At 49.7% G+C, this 18,135-nt stretch carries 17 protein-coding genes; 9 read left to right on the top strand and 8 right to left on the bottom strand.

Annotated elements, in window-relative coordinates; genetic code table 11:
• Positions 1 to 48 precede the first annotated feature (48 nt).
• Both B2739_RS05200 and yrfG read right to left on the bottom strand, forming a co-directional pair.
• The gene (locus tag B2739_RS05200; protein ID WP_049631612.1) at positions 49 to 480 is read right to left on the bottom strand and encodes an RNA-binding S4 domain-containing protein; all 432 of its coding nucleotides are present in this window, start codon (positions 478 to 480) and stop codon (positions 49 to 51) included.
• 3 nt (positions 481 to 483) lie between these two features.
• Positions 484 to 1,140: a GMP/IMP nucleotidase gene (gene yrfG, locus B2739_RS05195; RefSeq protein WP_331344808.1), complete on the bottom strand. Its 657-nt coding sequence runs from the start codon at positions 1,138 to 1,140 to the stop codon at positions 484 to 486.
• 39 nt (positions 1,141 to 1,179) lie between these two features.
• Between yrfG and nudE the strand changes: the two genes are divergently transcribed.
• The 3 genes from nudE (at position 1,180) to B2739_RS05180 (ending at position 3,100) form a co-directional block, all read left to right on the top strand.
• The gene (nudE, locus tag B2739_RS05190; RefSeq protein WP_331344807.1) at positions 1,180 to 1,791 is read left to right on the top strand and encodes an ADP compounds hydrolase NudE; all 612 of its coding nucleotides are present in this window, start codon (positions 1,180 to 1,182) and stop codon (positions 1,789 to 1,791) included.
• Positions 1,784 to 2,671 carry a 3'(2'),5'-bisphosphate nucleotidase CysQ gene (gene cysQ, locus B2739_RS05185; RefSeq protein WP_331344806.1) on the top strand — a complete coding sequence of 296 codons (888 nt, stop codon included), beginning with the start codon at positions 1,784 to 1,786 and terminating at the stop codon, positions 2,669 to 2,671. Before nudE ends, cysQ begins: the two co-directional genes overlap by 8 nt.
• Before the next feature lie 213 nt (positions 2,672 to 2,884).
• On the top strand, positions 2,885 to 3,100 hold the full coding sequence (locus B2739_RS05180; RefSeq protein WP_049631616.1) for a hypothetical protein: 216 nt from the start codon (positions 2,885 to 2,887) through the stop codon (positions 3,098 to 3,100).
• 14 nt (positions 3,101 to 3,114) lie between these two features.
• Here B2739_RS05180 and B2739_RS05175 read toward each other — a convergent pair whose 3' ends face one another.
• A complete protein-coding gene (locus B2739_RS05175; protein ID WP_331344805.1) occupies positions 3,115 to 5,088 on the bottom strand; it encodes a bifunctional diguanylate cyclase/phosphodiesterase in 1,974 nt (657 codons plus the stop codon).
• A gap of 534 nt (positions 5,089 to 5,622) precedes the next feature.
• On the opposite strand from B2739_RS05175, the gene modA reads away from it, so the two are divergent.
• Genes modA through B2739_RS05160 form a run of 3 tightly spaced genes read left to right on the top strand, consistent with a single transcriptional unit; the run spans position 5,623 to position 7,765 of the window.
• The gene (modA, locus tag B2739_RS05170; protein ID WP_331344804.1) at positions 5,623 to 6,417 is read left to right on the top strand and encodes a molybdate ABC transporter substrate-binding protein; all 795 of its coding nucleotides are present in this window, start codon (positions 5,623 to 5,625) and stop codon (positions 6,415 to 6,417) included.
• 15 nt (positions 6,418 to 6,432) lie between these two features.
• On the top strand, positions 6,433 to 7,128 hold the full coding sequence (modB, locus tag B2739_RS05165; protein ID WP_331344803.1) for a molybdate ABC transporter permease subunit: 696 nt from the start codon (positions 6,433 to 6,435) through the stop codon (positions 7,126 to 7,128).
• Positions 7,121 to 7,765 (top strand): ATP-binding cassette domain-containing protein, encoded by a 645-nt coding sequence (locus B2739_RS05160; RefSeq protein ID WP_331344802.1) that lies wholly within the window; start codon positions 7,121 to 7,123, stop codon positions 7,763 to 7,765. The genes modB and B2739_RS05160 overlap by 8 nt, the downstream gene beginning before the upstream one ends.
• Here B2739_RS05160 and B2739_RS05155 read toward each other — a convergent pair whose 3' ends face one another.
• From B2739_RS05155 to moaA, 3 genes are read right to left on the bottom strand one after another with little or no spacing between them, the layout of a single operon-like run.
• A complete protein-coding gene (locus tag B2739_RS05155; protein ID WP_331344801.1) occupies positions 7,766 to 8,155 on the bottom strand; it encodes a hypothetical protein in 390 nt (129 codons plus the stop codon).
• 23 nt (positions 8,156 to 8,178) lie between these two features.
• The gene (gene moaB / locus B2739_RS05150; protein WP_331344800.1) at positions 8,179 to 8,694 is read right to left on the bottom strand and encodes a molybdenum cofactor biosynthesis protein B; all 516 of its coding nucleotides are present in this window, start codon (positions 8,692 to 8,694) and stop codon (positions 8,179 to 8,181) included.
• Between the two features lie 21 nt (positions 8,695 to 8,715).
• Positions 8,716 to 9,705, bottom strand: a complete 990-nt coding sequence (moaA, locus tag B2739_RS05145; protein ID WP_331344799.1) for a GTP 3',8-cyclase MoaA — start codon at positions 9,703 to 9,705, stop codon at positions 8,716 to 8,718.
• A 564-nt stretch (positions 9,706 to 10,269) separates the two neighbouring features.
• On the opposite strand from moaA, the gene cobA reads away from it, so the two are divergent.
• The 3 genes from cobA (at position 10,270) to nirD (ending at position 14,222) form a co-directional block, all read left to right on the top strand.
• Positions 10,270 to 11,151: a uroporphyrinogen-III C-methyltransferase gene (cobA, locus tag B2739_RS05140; protein ID WP_331344798.1), complete on the top strand. Its 882-nt coding sequence runs from the start codon at positions 10,270 to 10,272 to the stop codon at positions 11,149 to 11,151.
• Positions 11,152 to 11,198: 47 nt separating this feature from the next.
• The gene (gene nirB, locus B2739_RS05135) at positions 11,199 to 13,739 is read left to right on the top strand and encodes a nitrite reductase large subunit NirB (protein WP_331344797.1); all 2,541 of its coding nucleotides are present in this window, start codon (positions 11,199 to 11,201) and stop codon (positions 13,737 to 13,739) included.
• Between the two features lie 150 nt (positions 13,740 to 13,889).
• Positions 13,890 to 14,222, top strand: a complete 333-nt coding sequence (nirD, locus tag B2739_RS05130) for a nitrite reductase small subunit NirD (RefSeq protein WP_331344796.1) — start codon at positions 13,890 to 13,892, stop codon at positions 14,220 to 14,222.
• 123 nt (positions 14,223 to 14,345) lie between these two features.
• Here nirD and B2739_RS05125 read toward each other — a convergent pair whose 3' ends face one another.
• Together B2739_RS05125 and B2739_RS05120 are read right to left on the bottom strand one after the other, a co-directional pair.
• The gene (locus tag B2739_RS05125) at positions 14,346 to 16,451 is read right to left on the bottom strand and encodes an ABC transporter substrate-binding protein (protein ID WP_331344795.1); all 2,106 of its coding nucleotides are present in this window, start codon (positions 16,449 to 16,451) and stop codon (positions 14,346 to 14,348) included.
• Between the two features lie 447 nt (positions 16,452 to 16,898).
• Positions 16,899 to 17,819: an AraC family transcriptional regulator gene (locus B2739_RS05120; RefSeq protein WP_331344794.1), complete on the bottom strand. Its 921-nt coding sequence runs from the start codon at positions 17,817 to 17,819 to the stop codon at positions 16,899 to 16,901.
• Positions 17,820 to 18,135: the final 316 nt, after the last annotated feature.

Raw genomic sequence — 18,135 nt, 5'->3', positions numbered from 1 at the left:
TCTTTAATTACCATCCGCTACTGAGCGAAGATCTTTCTGTGTGATTAATTAATCTTCATCACCCAACAAATTCACGCGTTGGAATCGGTGAATTTGGCGGCGCTCTTTTTTGTTGGGGCGGTGATCGCTGATAATAAAATTACCCAGCCCCGCTTTGCGCTCCGCTGCGCGTTTCTCGCGCAGGTTTTTGCTTTCTTCCGTTTCCTCATACAACAGCGCCGCTTGTGGTGCGCCGCGGCGTTGATCGGAGAGTGCTTTGATGATGACGGTTTTATCATCCCAATCCTGACGGATAGTTAATTCCAGCCCTACTAACGCTTCTTTGCTGGGTTTGATGCGCTGTCCATCGCAATGAATTTTTCCGCCTTCAATTGCCTGTTTGGCGAGCATACGTGTTTTGTAAAAGCGCGCAGCCCAGAGCCATTTATCGATGCGGATTTTATCGTCATCATCGTCTTGTTCGTGTTTTTGCTTGCTCATAACTTAATTGACCGAAGGCATAATTTCATCAAAGTGATGGATGGCCGGATACTGCTCCATGCGTCGCTCTTTTTGACTGTCGGGTTGATGGATGCCAAGCAAATATTTGATGCCAAACAATTTCGCGGAATCAAGAATGCGTACCGTATCGTCAATAAACAGCGTGCGCTCGGGGTCGAATTGTTCGCGCGCTTGCAATTCCTGCCAAAATTTTTGCGATTCTTTGGGTTCATTAAATTCGTGCGATGAAATAATCACATCCAGCCACTGGTCGATCTGTGTTATCTGCATTTTGAGTGACAGACTTTGCGGATGGGCATTGGTCACCAGCAGTACTTTTTTACCTGCATTGCGCAAACGCTGTAAAAATTCGCCGACGTGCGGGCGCACCTGGATTTTGTGTTTCACTTCTTCTTTGAGGCTCGGTATATCCACATCCAATGTCTTTGACCAAAACTCCAGGCAATACCATTGCAAGGTACCTTCGTATTGGTGGATATCCGCTTTGAGTTTCGCATGCGCTGTGGCCAGATCCACATTGTGGATTTGTGCGTAGCGCTGGGGCAGGTGATCCAGCCAAAAATAGTTGTCGAAGTGGAGGTCCAACAAGGTACCATCCATATCCAGCATGACTGTATCTATTAAGTCCCAATTAATCATAAACTTGTCTCTACCACTTTTTACGAACTGCCTTTAGCTATGCCCAATAATTCCCCGTTCAATACGCCCAAGCAGCACAAGCCTGAAATTTTAAAACGCGCTACCGTCGCGCGCAGCCGGTTGTTCCGCGCCGATGAAATCCACCTGCGCTTTAGCAATGGTGAGGAGCGCACCTACGAAAAGCTCTGTTCGGGCGGGCCGGGGGCGGTGCTCATTGTACCCTTGCTGGATGAGAATACGGTGCTTTTGGTGCGTGAATATGCGGCCGGATTGGAGGATTACCACCTCGCCCTGCCCAAAGGTGCCATCGATCAGGGGGAGACCTTGCTGGAGGCGGCGAACCGCGAACTGAAAGAGGAGGTGGGCTACGGCGCGCGTCACTTGCAGTTTCTCAAGCGCATCAATCTCTCCCCTTCCTACATGGAACACGGCATCAACATTGTGCTCGCTTGGGGTTTGTATCCGGAGCGTTTGGAGGGCGATGAGCCTGAACCTATCGAGGTGGTGCCCTATCCGTTGAAAGATATGCTTGAACTCATTATGCGCCCCGATGTATGTGAAGGGCGCAGTATCGCCGCGCTGTTTATGACGCGTGAATGGCTCGCTGGCAAGTTGCCGCTACACGCACCGCAGGAGGCCAACGATGACTGAGCATCCAATCAGCCCGGAGTTGATTCGCAACCTGGTGGAGCTGGCGCGCTGTGCCGGTGATGCGATCATGGCGATTTACATCAATAAAGACACTTACCAGGTCGAGCACAAACAGGATGAGTCGCCCCTGACCGCGGCAGATTTGGCGGCACACAGGGTCATTGTTCAGGGGTTAGCACAACTCTTGCCTTTGCCCGTGATCTCGGAAGAAAGCGAGTTGCCGGACTTTGCCGACCGCCACCTGTGGGAAAATTACTGGCTGGTTGATCCGCTCGATGGCACCAAGGAGTTTATCGCGGGCAACGGCCAGTTTACGGTCAATATTGCCTTGATCCAACGCGGCCGCCCTTTGTTGGGCGTGGTACATGTGCCCGCGACCGATACGACCTATTTGGGCGTGTTGGATGCGCGCGACCCTGCCAGTGTAGGCGCATTTAAATACCTGCGCGGGCGTGGCGCAGAACCTATCCGGGTGCGTTCCATGATTGAACGTTATCAACAGCGCGAACCTTTCACGGTGTTGCTCAGCCATCGCCACAATACCCAGGCAACCCTGGATCTGATGGACCTGGTCAAACAAAACTGGCCGGGAACCATTGAAACCACCAATGCTGGCAGCTCGTTAAAGTTTTGTGTGATCGCCGAGGGCTTGGCGGACTTTTATCCGCGTCTGGCACCCACATCGGAATGGGATACAGCGGCTGCACAGGCCGTGCTGGAAGCGGCAGGTGGACGTGTGGTTTGCGCTACGCCCGATTTACCATCGTTGGTGTACAACACGCGGGAGGATATTCTGAACCCGCATTTTTATGCGCTGGGCGATAAACATTTCTATTGGGAAGGGTTGTTAAGCTCCAATCCCGTTGACGGCAATCCTTAACGCGATTTCCTCAAAGAAAAATACTGCTGCTTATCTGTTGCGCACCTGATTGGTGCGGCGGCAATCCTGTTGGTTTTATAACCAAATCATCATGCCTCCGAGAAGAAAATATTCTAAGTTTGCGCTAGTGAATCTCATCGTATCTGGACTAGGCTTCAATCTGTAGGTCACTGCTGTTTCCTACCGAGATTCATTCATAAGGAGAGTTTGTCGATGAGAAGAGAAAGCAAAAACCTGAAGGCTGATTTGAATACCAGCCGTTCTGATCTGATGCGCGATAAATTACTGCGTGAAATTTCAGACTACGAGCGCCAGCTCGCAGAGTTGAAATTGAATGGAACACAGGTGAATTTCACTATGATCCAGACGTACAAAGAATTGATCAGTGCTCGTCAGGCCATGCTCAAACGTTTACCGGTGCATTATTGAGTTACCGGCGCGTTTTATTTACCGTTATAAAATGGTTTGAATGTAAAGCGCGGGGTCGGCTCGCGCTGCGCACCAGCAGTAGTTGCCAATTGAGCGTTGTGCATTTTGCCTTCGTTGGCCGCAGGGCGGTTTGTTTGGGGTGTGGATGCAAATGTGTTGTTGTGTCGTGTGCGCAATGCCTTGTGTTGTAACCAGGTGTTCGCATCAATAAACGGCATAGGGCGATGGATAAAATAGCCTTGCACCTGATCGCAGCCCAGCTCACGCAAACTGCCTATTTGCTCAAATATCTCTGCCCCTTCCGCCACCACTGTCAGCCCCAATGCATGGGCAATCGACACTATTCCTTTACTGATATCCCAATCGACTTTATTGCCCGGTAAATCTGCGACAAAAGAACGGTCAATTTTGATCATATCCAGTGGCAAACGTTTGATGTAAGTAAGTGATGCATAACCGGTTCCGAAATCATCCACCGCCATGCGTGCACCCAAATCGCGGCAGCGCAACATAATACGCTTGGCGCGTTCCAGATCTTCCAGCATGGCAGTTTCAGTAATTTCAATAATGAGCGATTGACCAAACCCCTGTTGCTGTTCGCAAAGTTTTTGCAATTCCAATAAAAAAGAAGGATGCAAAAAATGACGCGGGGAAATATTGATATGGATATCGGGCGTGAGGGAATTTTTATTCCACAATTGCATCTGCCGCGCCGCTTCGCGCAGAACCCAATTACCCAAGCGAAATTCAAGATCGCCGCGCGCTGATTCAAATGCCTGAATGATGGGCCCTGCACTGATAATGTCGCCGTCGGGTTTGCACCAGCGCAACAGCGCTTCAAAACCGACGACAGACAGATCGCTCAATTCGCAAATCGGTTGATACCAGAGCTGCAATTCGTTGCGCTCCAGCGCGCTTTCCACATCGACAATTGAAATATGTGTTTGCGGCAACTCGGCGTTGACGGACGCGCGCTGGAAACGGTCGCCGCCCTCGCTTTTGGCAATGTACATTGCGGCATCGGCTTTGCGCAGTAAATTAATTTCGTCTACACCGTCTTGCGGTGCCAGCACAATGCCGATGCTGCCGCTTAACCGGCCGCGTTTGCGCCCGCAGCCATAAGGTACGCGCAGCGCTTGCAAAAAACGTTTGGCGAGTGTGTCGATATGCGAATCGTTGCATTCGGCGATAATTAAAAATTCATCGCCGCCCAAACGGCCAATCTGGTCACCTTTGCGCATGACATCGGCTAACCGCTGTGCAACATCGCGTAATAAAAGATCGCCGGTTTCGTGCCCCCAGTGATCGTTGGCCGATTTCAACCCATCCACATCAATAAAAAACAATGCAAAGTTGCGGTTATAGCGGTGTAATTTTTCCAAACTGTTATCAAGACAATCCAGAATTCCGCGCCGGTTTAATAATTTGGTGAGCGGATCAATAGTCACCAGCGAACGCAATTGCGCTTCCAATTGTTCGCGATGGCACGCCACTGCAATTTGGCTCGCGATACGCTCGGCCAGAGTGAGCAACTGCGGCGAAATATCCGCGACGGATTCGGTGTGCGCAAACCAGGAAGAGGCGAGCACGCCCAGGACTTTATCCGATGAAATCAACGGAATAACCAGATTGGATTGCAAGCCCGCATCAACCAACTGTGGCATGGCATCGGGAGCGGTAGGGTAGTTGCGTGTAAAAATACTGGTTTTACTGGTCAGGGCGCGGCCGGAGATTCCTGTCGCCGCAGAAAAGCGAAAACCTTTAAACGCATTCAGCAAATGTTGCTGTTCGCCTTCAAATAATTTGTACTCAAATGTGTGGGTTTCTTCATCTAATAAAATCAGCGCAGTGCCATCGGCACCCAATAACTGGCGCACAGCCGCCGCTGCTTTTTTAAAAAAAACCTGAAAATCCGGCTCCAGTGTCAATGCATCCATGGCGGCCAATAACGACGGCACTGCAGTATGTAACAATAAAGAATGATTCATGGATCGCTGCTCACAAGTACATCAAAAGCCCTGAATAAAACCAAGGCTTGTGTGAATTGCAATTAGCTTGCCAGCAGGATTTATCTAATCAATTTTTTACAAAATAATCTGGCTGCTCATTGTCGATGCAAGGAATATTGCAATCCATACCGATACTTTTTGTATCGGGCACTAAAAAATTACCTTGTCGTTATAAAAATAAATGCAGCATGCATTGGCTTGGTGCAAGGCATGCCAGGCCTGCACCAGCCTGAATCTTAAAGTGCCAGTTGCAAGCGCATGTAAATTGCGTACTGGTACCATCAAATTACAGCCGGGCGCCAAACTGGGTAGAAAGTTTTTTATCCGGGTAATAATTTTTAACCCATCGGAGGTATCTACTTGCGCTTTTATGAATAATCCTAAAGTGGTGTGTTCGTGAGCAAAGCTCTTGCGGTGACTAGAGTTTCAATCTTGACATTGGTATTCATTGTATACAACCATATACAGCGATGGCTTTGGTGCAGAAACGCGGATTTTTAGAGATAAAGAAAAATGCGTAATAAATCAGTAAGTAAAAAAAATTGGAGACTGTTGGTAAATAGGGTGCTAGGCGCAAGCTTGGTGTTTTGTGCTGTGACGCTACAGGCAGCTGAGGTTAGGGTGTATGCGGCAGCGAGTTTGAGCGATGTGCTGACGGAGTTGGCAACCAGTTACCAACAAGCACATCCGGATATTCAGATTAAGTCGTCGTTTGCCGGGTCATCCACCTTAGCGAAACAAATTGAAAATGGTGCGCCTGCTGACGTGTTTATTTCGGCAGATAAAGATTGGGCTGATTATTTGCAAACACGCGGTTTGCTTAATGAAAAAAACCGTGTGGATTTATTAACGAATGAATTGGTATTGATTGCGCCGGAGAAGCGCGCGCCAGCGATCAGCATGAATAAAAATGCCGACCTCGCCTCCAGCTTTAATGGAAAATTATGTACGGGTGAGCCCGCTTATGTACCGGTAGGTAAATATGCCAAACAGGCATTAGATTATTTTGGTTGGTGGGACAGCATACAGCCGCGTTTAGTGGGTACTGAAGATGTGCGCACCGCCTTGGCATTTGTCGAGCGCGGTGAATGTGCACTGGGGGTTGTGTACAAAACCGATGCGCAGTTGAGCAAAAAGGTAATTGTGGTGGCAAGTTTCCCTGCGGAAAGTCATTTGCCTATTGTGTATCCCGGTGGATTAACCAAAAATGCGGTTCCTGAAGCAGATGCTTTTTGGCAGTTTCTGCAATCAGCAGCAGCGCAAGAAATATTTATCCGCTACGGTTTTGGTGTGCTAAAAAATAATTAACGAGATTTTTTCATAATGCTCACAGACGCAGAATGGCAAGTATTGGGTTTATCAGCACAAGTGGGTTTATGGGCAACTTTTCTGTGTCTGCTGCCCGGTATTTTTTTTGGTTGGTTATTAGCGCGCAAGGAATTTATCGCCAAGCCGGTATTGGAAGCGGCCTTATTCATGCCGATGGTGTTACCGCCCACTGTGCCAGGGTATTTGTTGTTGGTAGTGTTCGGTTCCCAAGGTGTAGTAGGGCAGTGGTTAAAAACCCATTTCAATATTGAATTTGCATTTAATTGGAAAGGTGCGGTACTGGCATCGGCAGTTATTGCATTTCCGCTGATGGTACAAGCTGCAAAATTATCAGTGCAAATGATTGATCGCCGTTTGGAGTTGGCGGCGAGCACATTGGGTGCCAGCCCGTTTAAAGTCTGGCTCACTGTCACCATGCCGTTAATGTTGCCCGGCATTTTAATTGGTTCGATTATGGTGTTTAGTCGCTCGCTTGGTGAATTTGGTGCAACTATTACGTTTGTCGGTAATATTGCCGGTGAAACCCGTACTTTGCCGCTCGCCATTTATTCAGCTACGCATCAAATTGATGGTGATGCCATGGCCGTGCGCCTGATTTTGATTTGCCTTGCGCTCGCATTTTTTTCACTCCTCTTAAGTAATATTCTGACGCGCCGGGCAGAGCGCTGGTTGGGAGTGCGCCGTGCTTGAATTGGATTTGCATTTCCAGCGTGAAGAATTTTCTTTGCAGGTGAACCAAGCGTTCAGTGCACCCATCACCGGTATTTTGGGTGCATCGGGCAGCGGTAAAAGTACGTTGCTGTCGTTAGTTGCTGGTTTGCTTAAACCCCAGCAGGGCAAGATTATTCTGAATGGAAAAATATTGTGTGACACCGCAAAGCGCATATGGGTCGCACCGCATCAGCGCCATATTGGTTTGGTGTTTCAGGATGGGCAATTGTTGCCGCATTTATCAGTGCGCAATAATTTGTTGTATGGTTTTCGCAATATCGCCCCGCAACAGCGCCGCTTCACGCTGGACGCTATTGTGGAATTGTTGGAGATTGGTCACTTGTTGGAGCGCAAGCCTGCGCAATTATCCGGTGGCGAAAAGCAGCGTGTGGCGCTGGGGCGGGCAGTGCTTTATTCGCCCGAATTATTGTTGCTGGATGAACCGCTCTCGGCATTGGATGAGCGTTTAAAGCAGCAAATCCTGCCGTTCTTTTTGCGTATTTGCAGCGAATGTAAAATTCCAATGGTATATGTCACTCACGCGTTAAGTGAGTTAGAGTTTTTAACGTCGCAACGTTTTATTGTGCGCGATGGAACATTACATCCGGATTGCTGATTAGCTGCTGGGAGGTACCGGTTTTTTACGCAGCAGTGGTTTAAATTCCGTAAAATAGTGCGCGCTGATTTTTTCTAGGTCTGCTTGCAACTGGCGATAGCGTATTAACACATCGCTACCAAAATCTGTCAGGCGAGTGCCACCACCTTGGGCTCCGCCTGTCGCAGTTTCTACGATGGGTTGTTGGAAACAGCGGTTCATTGAATCCACCAACAGCCATGTCCGCCGGTAGCTCATGCCCATTTGTTTGCCTGCAGCAGAGATGGAGCCCGTCGCAGCAATAGCATCAAGCAAATCTGCCTTGCCGGGGCCAAAAGCAATTTCATCATCCAGCATCAGTCGCGCCTGAATCTTTAAGCGCGCACCGGTAGTGTTATTTTTCTCGTTCATATTGTATTGCTGATAATTAAAATTTATTTGCTAATGCGCAATTGCGCCACAAAGTTGCAGGGTTTATTGCGTGCATCCAATTGGTCTTTGATAATTTTTTCCCACGCGGTAGTACAGGCACCGGTAGAGCCGGGTAAACAAAAAATCAACGTGCGATTGGCAAGCCCTGCAGTGGCGCGCGACTGGATAGTTGAAGTGCCGATTTCATCGTAAGACACCTGACGAAATAATTCACCAAACCCTACGACGGTTTTATCAAACAAGGGTGTTATGGCTTCTACAGTTGAATCGCGCCCGGAAAAACCGGTGCCGCCGGTAACCAATACCACTTGCGCTTGTGAATCGACAATCCAATTGGAAACCGCTGCGCGGATTTGGTAAATATCATCCGTCACTAATTTGCGATCATGCAGTCTGTGGCCTGTAGCGATTAATAAATCCTGCAGTTTTTGGCCTGATGTATCGGTTTCAATAGTGCGTGTATCGGATACTGTGAGTACGCAAATATTGAGTGGTTCGAATTCTTTTGTTGCAGTCATAAATCCCCTCTTGGTCGGAGGCTAGCCCCCGGTCATATTCATAAACCGCACAATTTGCGGTTCGTTATGTAAATCAAAATAATGCCTTTCCGGTTTGTGCTGCATGGCGTTGATAATCTGTTCACGCAGTGCTGCTTCTGAATAATGTTCGCTGCGCAATTGCTCGCGCAAATCCACGCTGTGTTCGTTGCCAAGGCAGAGCAGCAAGCGGCCGGTGGCGGTTACGCGCACGCGGTTGCAGCTGCCGCAAAAATTGTGTGAATGGGGCGAAATAAAACCGATGCGTGTATTAAATCCATCCACTTGCCAGTAGCGCGATGGGCCCGCATCAGCTTGGGAGCTTTCTTGTGCGAGCAAGCGGTAGTCGCGGCTGAGTTGGCTGCGCAATTCATCGCTGCTGACATATTCGGCTGCGCGCCCGTGCTCGCTGATTTTGCCGAGCGGCATTTCCTCGATAAAGCTGATATCCAAGCCTTCATCCAGCGCAAATTGCACCAGCTGCGGTACTTCGTCGGCGTTGTAGTGTTTGAGTGCAACGCAGTTGAGTTTGATTTTAAGCCCCGCCTGCTGTGCGGCTTTGACTCCAGCCAATACCTGATTTAGATCGCCAAAGCGGGTGAGCTGGCGGAAGCGTTCCGGGTTGAGGCTGTCCAGACTGATATTGATGCGTTTGACTCCGGCATCGCGGATGGCGTTGGCGTATTGCGGCAGGTGGGTGCCATTGGTGGTCAGGCAGAGTTCTTTCAGGGCAGATAATTGCCCGAGATTTTGCAGTAACTCAATAGTGCCGCGCCTGACCAATGGTTCGCCACCCGTGATACGTAACTTGGTGACCCCCAGATCGACCAAGGTGCGCCCAAGGTTGGTGAATTCCTCAATGCTCAAGACCTCGTTGCGCGGCAGGAAGGTCATCTCCTCCGCCATGCAGTAAACGCAGCGCAGGTCACAGCGGTCAGTGACTGACAGGCGTACATAGTTGACGGTGCGGCCGAAGCTATCGATTAATTGCATAAAAGATATTGGTTCCTGTGTGCTTGCACTCTAACCCCGGCTTGGGGTTGGCTCAAGGTGTTTCCCTCTAAGACCATTAGGTTAAAACCAGCAAGCCAAGATTAGCAAACTGATGACCAGATTGGTTTGGTGATTAGCCTCTGGTCAGAAAAAGCCTGTTCCAAAATGGTGATTTTTTGGATTCTAGCGCGTTGGATGGCATCTGTGCTCCAGTTTTTGGGTAAGGATTTGTTGTCAGGTGTGTGGCTCCAGGCCATGTTTTAGCTTTAACGCTATTAAATGTTTTTTAATGGTGCGCAGCGCACCATCACTTTGTTTTTTAATGGTGCATTTGAGTGAAATTAAAAAATCCATTTTTGCAATGAATTGGTGCGATCTTGCACCAACAAAAAACACAAAATGAATTATCGATACGAGTTGATAATTGCCCTTTGGGCCCATTCATGCCCAATGAACATTAGTAAGTAGCTGATATACATTAAGAAAAAATTATTTTTTAGCAAAGTATTGGTTGTGGCATTTGCCTTGCAATTACCCCTGTGTAATCAAAATGCAGGTGTTGCCATGAACAATTTCCTTAAAGCGAATGTAGAAATCCTTCCTTCCGCGCTGCTGAAAGCGCGCACAGGTGGCGATGGAAAAGCTAAAAAAGGTGATGACGACAACAAAAAAAATCGCACTGGAAAAGTGTGGTTAGTGGGTGCAGGCCCAGGTGATGCAGAGCTGCTGACGGTGAAAGCGTTGCGCGCGATCAACACCGCAGATGTCATCTTTTACGATTATCTGGTGAGCGCCGATATTCGCTCACTCTTCCCCAAAAATATTCCCGCTTTTTATGTTGGCAAAGCCAAAAACAAACACAGTATTGCGCAGGGCGATTTAAACCAACTGTTGGTAAATCAAGCGAAGCTGGGTTTAACCGTGTGCCGCATTAAAGGCGGAGATCCTTTTGTATTTGGTCGCGGCGGCGAAGAATTATTGGAGCTGCGCAGCGTCGGTATTGAGGCCGAGGTTATTCCCGGCATCACCTCTGCATCTGGCTGCAGTACCTATGCCGACATTCCTTTGACTCATCGCGGCTTATCCCAGGGTTGTACGTTTGTTACCGGTCACGCCGAAAAAATTTTGGATGTGAATTGGTATGCGCTTGCACAATTAAAACACACACTGGTGTTTTATATGGGGCTGACGCGCGCCGATGAAATATCGGCAAATTTATTAGCAGGTGGTTTGGCGGCAGACACGCCGGTGGCGATTATCGAAAACGGCTGCCGCAAAGACCAGCGCAATATTATTTCCACGCTCAGTGAATTTCCGGCGGATGTGCTGCGTGAAAACGTGCAGTCACCTGCGTTAATTATTGTGGGTGAAGTGGTGCGCCTGCGTGAAAAATTGCAGGGCACTGTGCTGGCACACATCACCGGGCAGCAATACCTGTTGGCTTAATCAAGTGAATGATTGAAAACAAAAAATTTTACGACCGTGAGGCAGATATGAAGAAGCGCATTATTGTTGTGGGCAACGGAATGGTAGGGCACAAGTTTATCGATAACCTGGTGAATCATGCCGATGCGGATCAGTACCAGGTGATCACTTTTTCGGAAGAGCCGCGCCTTGCGTATGACCGCGTGCAGCTCTCCAAATATTTTTCCGGTTCGACTGCCGAAGACCTGATGCTGACCAGTACCGATTATTACGACGCAAAAGGTGTGCAATATATTCTGAGCGATAAAGTGATTGATTTGGATTTTGACAACAAAGAAATCATCACTGCATCTGGCCGCCGCGAAACATACGACAAATTAATTCTCGCCACGGGTTCTTATCCGTTTGTGCCGCCGATTCCCGGCAACAATGGAGAACACTGTTTGGTGTATCGCACTATCGAGGATTTGGAACGCATTACTGCCTCTGCACAGCAAAGCAAAATTGGCGTGGTCGTCGGCGGCGGTTTGCTTGGGCTTGAAGCGGCGGCGGCGTTAAAAGCGGCGGGTCTTGAAACTCACGTGGTGGAATTTGCACCGCGCTTAATGGCAGTACAGCTCGATGAAGGTGGCGGTAAATTATTGCGCCGCAAAATTGAATCCATCGGTGTAAAAGTGCACACGCAAAAAGCCACCAATGAAATTGTTGCGGGTACTGAAGCGCGCTACCGCATGAATTTTGCGGATGGCAGCCATCTGGAAACCGATATGATTTTATTTTCTGCCGGTATTCGCCCGCAGGATGAACTCGCACGCAAATGTGGAATTGGTTTAGGTGAGCGCGGCGGTATTGTGGTGGATAACAATTGCCAGACCACCGTAAAGGATGTTTACGCTATTGGTGAATGTGCGCTGTGGAATAACCGCATTTATGGTTTGGTTGCTCCCGGTTATCAAATGGCGAAAGTGGCGGTGTCGCATATCACCGGTGGCAACGACCAATTTATGGGTGCGGACATGAGCACCAAATTAAAATTGCTCGGTGTGGATGTGGCCTCGGTCGGCGATGCACACGGCACTACGCCCGGTTCACTCAGCTACACCTACAGCAACGATGTAGAAGAAGTTTACAAACGCATTATTGTGTCAGCAGACAACAAAAAATTATTGGGCGCAGTATTGGTGGGCGATGTGGAAGCCTACGGTACTTTGCAATCCATATGCGTGAATGGTATGGATTTGCCGCAAGATCCAAACTGTTTAATCCTGCCCAATGTTGACGGTGGCGGTGCTGCAATCGGTGTTGATGCACTGCCGGAATCCGCCTGTGTGTGCTCCTGTTACGATGTCAGCAAAGGTTCCATTTGCTGCGCAGTGCAAGATGGTGCACGCACCATGGGCGATGTTAAAGCGATCACCAAAGCTTCAACTGGTTGTGGTGGTTGTTCGGCGCTGGCCAAACAAGTGATGGATTCGGAATTGCTCAAATTAGGTGTGGAAGTCAGCAACCATATTTGCGAACACTTTCCGCATTCACGTCAGGAATTGGCGGACATTGTGCGTATTAAACAAATCAAAACCTTCGATGAATTATTGGATCAACATGGCCATGGTTTGGGCTGCGATATTTGTAAGCCTGCGGTGGGTTCAATCCTCGCCGGGTTCTGGAATGAATTTGTGTTGGATAAAAAACACATCGGCTTGCAAGACACTAACGATATTTTCCTTGGCAATATGCAAAAAGATGGAACCTATTCCATTGTTCCGCGCGTAGCGGGTGGTGAAATCACGCCGGAAAAATTAATTGTGTTGGGTGAAGTGGCAAAAGAGTACAAGCTCTACACCAAAATCACCGGCGGCCAACGTATCGATTTATTCGGCGCACAACTGCATCAATTACCTGCCATTTGGAAAAAATTGGTCGATGCCGGTTTTGAAACGGGTCACGCCTACGGTAAATCATTGCGCACGGTGAAATCTTGCGTGGGTTCAACCTGGTGTCGTTACGGTGTATTGGATTCGGTCGGCATGGCGATTGAATTGGAGAATCGCTACAAAGGTGTGCGCTCGCCACACAAAATGAAATTCGGTGTGTCGGGTTGTACGCGTGAATGTGCCGAGGCGCAGTCAAAAGATTTTGGCATTATCGCCACCGAAACCGGTTGGAGTTTGTATGTGTGCGGCAACGGCGGTATGCGCCCGCGTCACGCCGATTTATTTGCGACAGGTTTGGATGATGTCACGCTGATTAAATATATCGACCGCGTCATGATGTTCTACATCCGCACGGCAGATCGCCTGCAGCGCACGTCGGTATGGCTGGAAAATATGGAAGGTGGTTTGGATTATCTGAAGAAAGTGGTGATTGATGATGTATTGGGTTTGTGCGATGAACTTGAAGCGCAAATGAATTACAACATCAGCCAATACCAGTGCGAGTGGAAAACCACGGTTGAGAATGAAGCGCTACAAAAACGCTTCAAACATTTCATCAACAGCAACGCAACCGATGACAATCTGGCTTATGTGGTAGAGCGCGAACAAATTCGCCCTGCAACCGCAGAAGAGCGCAACAGCAGTAGCATTCAGTTTGTGGAATTAGTGGATTAATCCCTCCCGGCCTCCCTTTTAAAAAGGGAGGTGTTGGTTCCCCCTTTGAAAAAGGGGGTTAGGGGGATTTTTTTAAATCCCTCCCAGCCTCCCTTTTGCAAAGGAGGGGGTTTATAGAATTACAAATTCATATTTTCAGTGAGAAACATCATGAGCGAAAAACTCTGGATTAGCGTGTGTGAAATTGACGATCTTCTGCCCGATACAGGTGTTTGTGCGTTAGTCAATAATCAACAGGTAGCGATTTTCCGCTCGCACCGGTTGAACGAAATTTTCGCAGTATCTAATTACGATCCTGTCGGTGAAGCCAATGTGTTGTCGCGCGGCATTATTGGTTCGATCGGCGATGAAGTGGTTGTGGCATCGCCACTGTACAAAGAGCATTACAATTTGCGCACGGGTGAGTGTTTGGAAAAACCGGAATACAACGTCAGTGTATTTCCTGTGCGCGTAGATGATGGATTGGTTCAGGTGTTAGCCTGATTTTTAGTGTGAGCTTCCCCTTCTTCTTCGGCTGCTTCATGAGTCGGCTTAATGGGCAACCCTTTGGGTTGCCCTTTTTTATGAACAAATATTTTTTGAATAGATATTTTTGATGTGAATGGATTACCGCGCTGAAAGGCTGACCGGTTTTTGATGTTTTTGATGATACATGCGCTGGTCGGCAATTTGCGTAAGCTCGCGTGCATCCAGACTGTCTTGCGGATAAAACGCAGTGCCTATGCAGCAGCCAATCTGGATTTTTTTGTCATCAATTAAAAAGAGTTCGTTGAGGACTGACTGGATTTTTTCGCTGACGATTTTCGCGTGGGCGATATCATCAATCTGGTGCAGCAGTATCACGAATTCATCGCCACCAATACGCGCGACTGTGTCGGAGTGACGCACGGTGGTGAGTAAGCGGCGCGCCACTTGTTTTAATAATTCATCGCCCAGTGCGTGGCCATATTGGTCGTTGACCGGCTTGAATTTGTCGAGGTCGAGCAACATAACGGCCAGCGCCCGCTGGTGGCGTTTACTGTAGCTCAGCGCCTGTTGGAGCCGGTCGGAAAAGAGTGCGCGGTTGGGCAGCCCGGTTAAGCTGTCGTGCTGCGCCATAATGCGGTGTCGCTCTTCGCTTTCGCGCAGGGCTTCAATGGCCTGTTTGCGGCCTATCGCAATCTCGGCCAGATAAGCGGACTCTTCAATCAGTTTGATGTCTTCAGCGCTGGGTTCGGCAACCTGCGCCTGATAAATCGCAAAGGTACCCAACACTTGGCCGCGGTGGTTGATAATGGGCTCCGACCAACAGGATGCCAGCCCCGCCTTGGCGGTCAGTTCCTGTATGTTGGCCCAAGCCGGATCATTCTGGATGTCTTTGCTAATCACCCGCTGGCCGGTAATGATGGCGGTGCCGCAAGAGCCAATCGCCCGTGCGATGGGTAGGCCATCGACCGCTTCATTGTAAAAATCGGGCAGACGCGGGGCGGCGACCAGCTTGAGTGTATTGGTGGCGCGCTCAACCAACAGAATGCTGCAGAGCATGTCCGGTTTGATGTGTTCGACCCCTGCGATAATCCCCAACAGTATGTCTTCCAGCGGATCATCGGCCACTATCTGCGCTAGCACATGGTTGTGGCCGCGCTGCCATACATCGGCACTGCGCATCAGGCGTACCATATTGCGCAACTTCTGGTTAACCCGGTTGATATGCGCGGCAACCAGAAAAACGACAAAAGCGCCTATCAACGAAGCGGCGGTGATGTATAACCAGCTGCGGTCAACCGCAATGTTGGTGCGGTACAGGAATCCGTCCAGTGCGTGGTTTTGGGGGAGTAACCCCAGGTCGGCATAGGTGTCGGCAATATGCCGCCAGCGGCCGGGGTTGCTGTAACCCAGCTCAATCAGCTCGGGCTGGATGAGTTCACGGGTGTGCGCCATCTGCTTACTGAGCAGCCCCGCACTCTGTTGTTGGTTGTATTGGTTGCGGATGAGCTCAACTATTTCTTCCGGATGATCCATCGCGTACTGCCAGCCGAGTAGGCTGGCTTTGCGAAAGGCCTCCACCACAGCGGGGTTGCTCTTGAGCAGGCGGGTAGAGGTAAACAGGTTGTCGCCATAGAAATCAATACCGACAGAGCGCGGGCTATACACCTGCACCGGGTATTGCATCTCCTCAAAATAGGGTAGTGCGATGCTGGAATAGGTAGACAGTGCATCGGTCTTGCCGGTAATCAGGTCATTGAGGTTGGCGCTATGGGGCACCAGCGAATACTGGTCGTCACCGAGACCTTCCTGCTGCAGATAGGCCACCAGCTCATCTGGGGTTTTGGTCAACATCAGGCGCTTGCCCGCCAGATCGTGGATATTCTGGGTCGGGCTCCACTGCCGGGCGACCAGCGCCAGGGCGGAGTGTTGGTAGATATTGGCCAGCACGACGACCGGTTTGCCGCGATAATGCTCCAGCAACAGATTGCTGGAACCCACCCCAAAATCTGCTGCACCACTGGTGACCGCAGTGACCACATCGGTCTCTGGTGTTGCCTCCATCAGGCTCACGTCCAGACCAGCGTCTTTGTAATATCCCTGCTCAAGCGCGGCGTAGTAACCCGCAAATTGGGGGCTGTGGTGCCATTTTAATTGCAGCGTCACCTGTTCGGCGGCCAGCGTATTGGCGCACACCAGCAAACTTGTCAGGGCGGTAATGCACCGCCAAATACACCTGTTATTCACCGATATCCTCATTCCATAAGTAATGCGATGCGTGGGAAAGTGGTCGCCCGGCAAGTGTTCCAACCGCAACCAATACTGTGCCGATTTTAATGAACCCTGCGTATGTCTTTGTGGTTAGGGCCTGTCTATGTAGATCCGTAAGCATGACTAAAGCTCCTGTACATCGGTATTCCTGAGTGTAGTGTCAGTTGATTGTCCGGGTTTGTTTTTTTCAGGAAATGCGCACCCGTTACTGTTGCCAATACACACGTAATGAAAGTCTTGGCAATAACTGTGCCTTGGAGGGATTTTGCGAACCAACGTTCAATAAAACGTGGATCTGGGTAGCATTATTAACGCGCCAAATTTTAAAAATTGTAAAAAAGCTCGACTGGTTCGAGTGGGAAAATCGCGCCAAAACGGATTTTTGGAATAAGCCAGTAGAGTTATTTCATTTCAGTTTGCAGCTCAGTTGGCCTGGATCAGGGCGGGCGCTGTGTTGCGGAGCCGCACCAGATCGCGCACCGGTGGCAAGCCAAACAAGCGTTGGTATTCGCGATTGAACTGCGATGGGCTTTCATAGCCAACGCGATGACTGGCGGTGGCGGCATCCAGATTTTCGCTGAACAACAAACGCCGCGCTTCTTGCAGCCGCAGTTGTTTCAGGTATTGCAGTGGCGTCATATTGGTGATGCTTTTGAAGTGCGCATGCAGGGCCGAATTGCTCATGCACGCCATCTGCGCCAGCTCTTCAATCCGCCAGTTTTTATGATAGTTGTGCTTTAGCGTCTTGATGACCCGCGTGATTTGCTGGGCATGGCTATCGGTCTGCGCGGTTTGCTGCAGGATCACCGCCTGCTCATCCAGCAATAACCGGTACAGGATCTCCCGCTCGACCAGTGGTGCCAACACCGCAAGGTCATCTGGAGTATCAAGCAAGCGCATCAGGCGCAAGACTGCATCCAGTAATTGATAATTCGCCTGGCTCACAAACAACCCGCGATGCGGCATTTTTACCGGGCGCAACAACTGGCGGTTCTCCAACAGCATTTCGCTGATCTTGTGCGGTTTCAGCCCCAGGCGGATACACAAATACGGCTGTTCAGGGGTTGCCTCGATCACTTGGCCGCGCACCGGTAAATCTACCGCCGCCACCAAATACGTGGATGGGTTGTAGCTATACAGCTCCTCACCCAGCCGCGCCTGCTTTTGCCCCTGCGCAATGATGCATACGGAGGGCTCATAAAGTGCGTGGGTGATTTCCGTGGGCTGGTTGCTGCGGAACAACTGCATGCATTCCAGCGCTGTGCTGGTCATGCCTTCTTCGGTCGCCAGCCGTTTGGCTCGCAGCGCCAATTCAGGCAAAAGGTTGTTGATATCGCCGCTCATATATCACTCTCGTTCGATGTGGAAATGGCTTAACGAGTGTAGCGGCTTGCCCGATGTGATTGAACCTGTTGGCTGTGAGTCTGGAGTTTTAGGCAATCATCGACGAGGAATTGGCTACCGACGAAAACAGGCGGGTTTCTATAGTGGCTCCATCGGGACGGAATTCTTCTGCCCCTCTTATCAGGAGCTGAACCTATGTCTACATCACACTTAACCCCTCAAACCAGATGCTATCGCGCGGGCCATTGTGTATGCGATTGAGCAACCGGCAGATGTGGATGTCAGTGAAATTATTATCCGCCCGACCCAAAGCCCA

Origin of the sequence: Cellvibrio sp. UBA7661, from assembly GCA_002483365.1 — a bacterium.
Classification (GTDB): domain Bacteria; phylum Pseudomonadota; class Gammaproteobacteria; order Pseudomonadales; family Cellvibrionaceae; genus Cellvibrio.
Note: the sequence above shows the minus strand (reverse complement) of the source record. Positions and strands in the feature narration are given on the sequence as shown.

Bases quoted from the DNA above. Each gene is read 5' to 3' on its own strand.
- B2739_RS05200 (WP_049631612.1), bottom strand. From the start codon at position 480: ATGAGCAAGCAAAAACACGAACAAGACGATGATGACGATAAAATCCGC.
- yrfG (WP_331344808.1), bottom strand. From the start codon at position 1,140: ATGATTAATTGGGACTTAATAGATACAGTCATGCTGGATATGGATGGT.
- nudE (WP_331344807.1), top strand. From the start codon at position 1,180: ATGCCCAATAATTCCCCGTTCAATACGCCCAAGCAGCACAAGCCTGAA.
- cysQ (WP_331344806.1), top strand. From the start codon at position 1,784: ATGACTGAGCATCCAATCAGCCCGGAGTTGATTCGCAACCTGGTGGAG.
- B2739_RS05180 (WP_049631616.1), top strand. From the start codon at position 2,885: ATGAGAAGAGAAAGCAAAAACCTGAAGGCTGATTTGAATACCAGCCGT.
- B2739_RS05175 (WP_331344805.1), bottom strand. From the start codon at position 5,088: ATGAATCATTCTTTATTGTTACATACTGCAGTGCCGTCGTTATTGGCC.
- modA (WP_331344804.1), top strand. From the start codon at position 5,623: ATGCGTAATAAATCAGTAAGTAAAAAAAATTGGAGACTGTTGGTAAAT.
- modB (WP_331344803.1), top strand. From the start codon at position 6,433: ATGCTCACAGACGCAGAATGGCAAGTATTGGGTTTATCAGCACAAGTG.
- B2739_RS05155 (WP_331344801.1), bottom strand. From the start codon at position 8,155: ATGAACGAGAAAAATAACACTACCGGTGCGCGCTTAAAGATTCAGGCG.
- moaB (WP_331344800.1), bottom strand. From the start codon at position 8,694: ATGACTGCAACAAAAGAATTCGAACCACTCAATATTTGCGTACTCACA.
- moaA (WP_331344799.1), bottom strand. From the start codon at position 9,705: ATGCAATTAATCGATAGCTTCGGCCGCACCGTCAACTATGTACGCCTG.
- cobA (WP_331344798.1), top strand. From the start codon at position 10,270: ATGAACAATTTCCTTAAAGCGAATGTAGAAATCCTTCCTTCCGCGCTG.
- nirB (WP_331344797.1), top strand. From the start codon at position 11,199: ATGAAGAAGCGCATTATTGTTGTGGGCAACGGAATGGTAGGGCACAAG.
- nirD (WP_331344796.1), top strand. From the start codon at position 13,890: ATGAGCGAAAAACTCTGGATTAGCGTGTGTGAAATTGACGATCTTCTG.
- B2739_RS05120 (WP_331344794.1), bottom strand. From the start codon at position 17,819: ATGAGCGGCGATATCAACAACCTTTTGCCTGAATTGGCGCTGCGAGCC.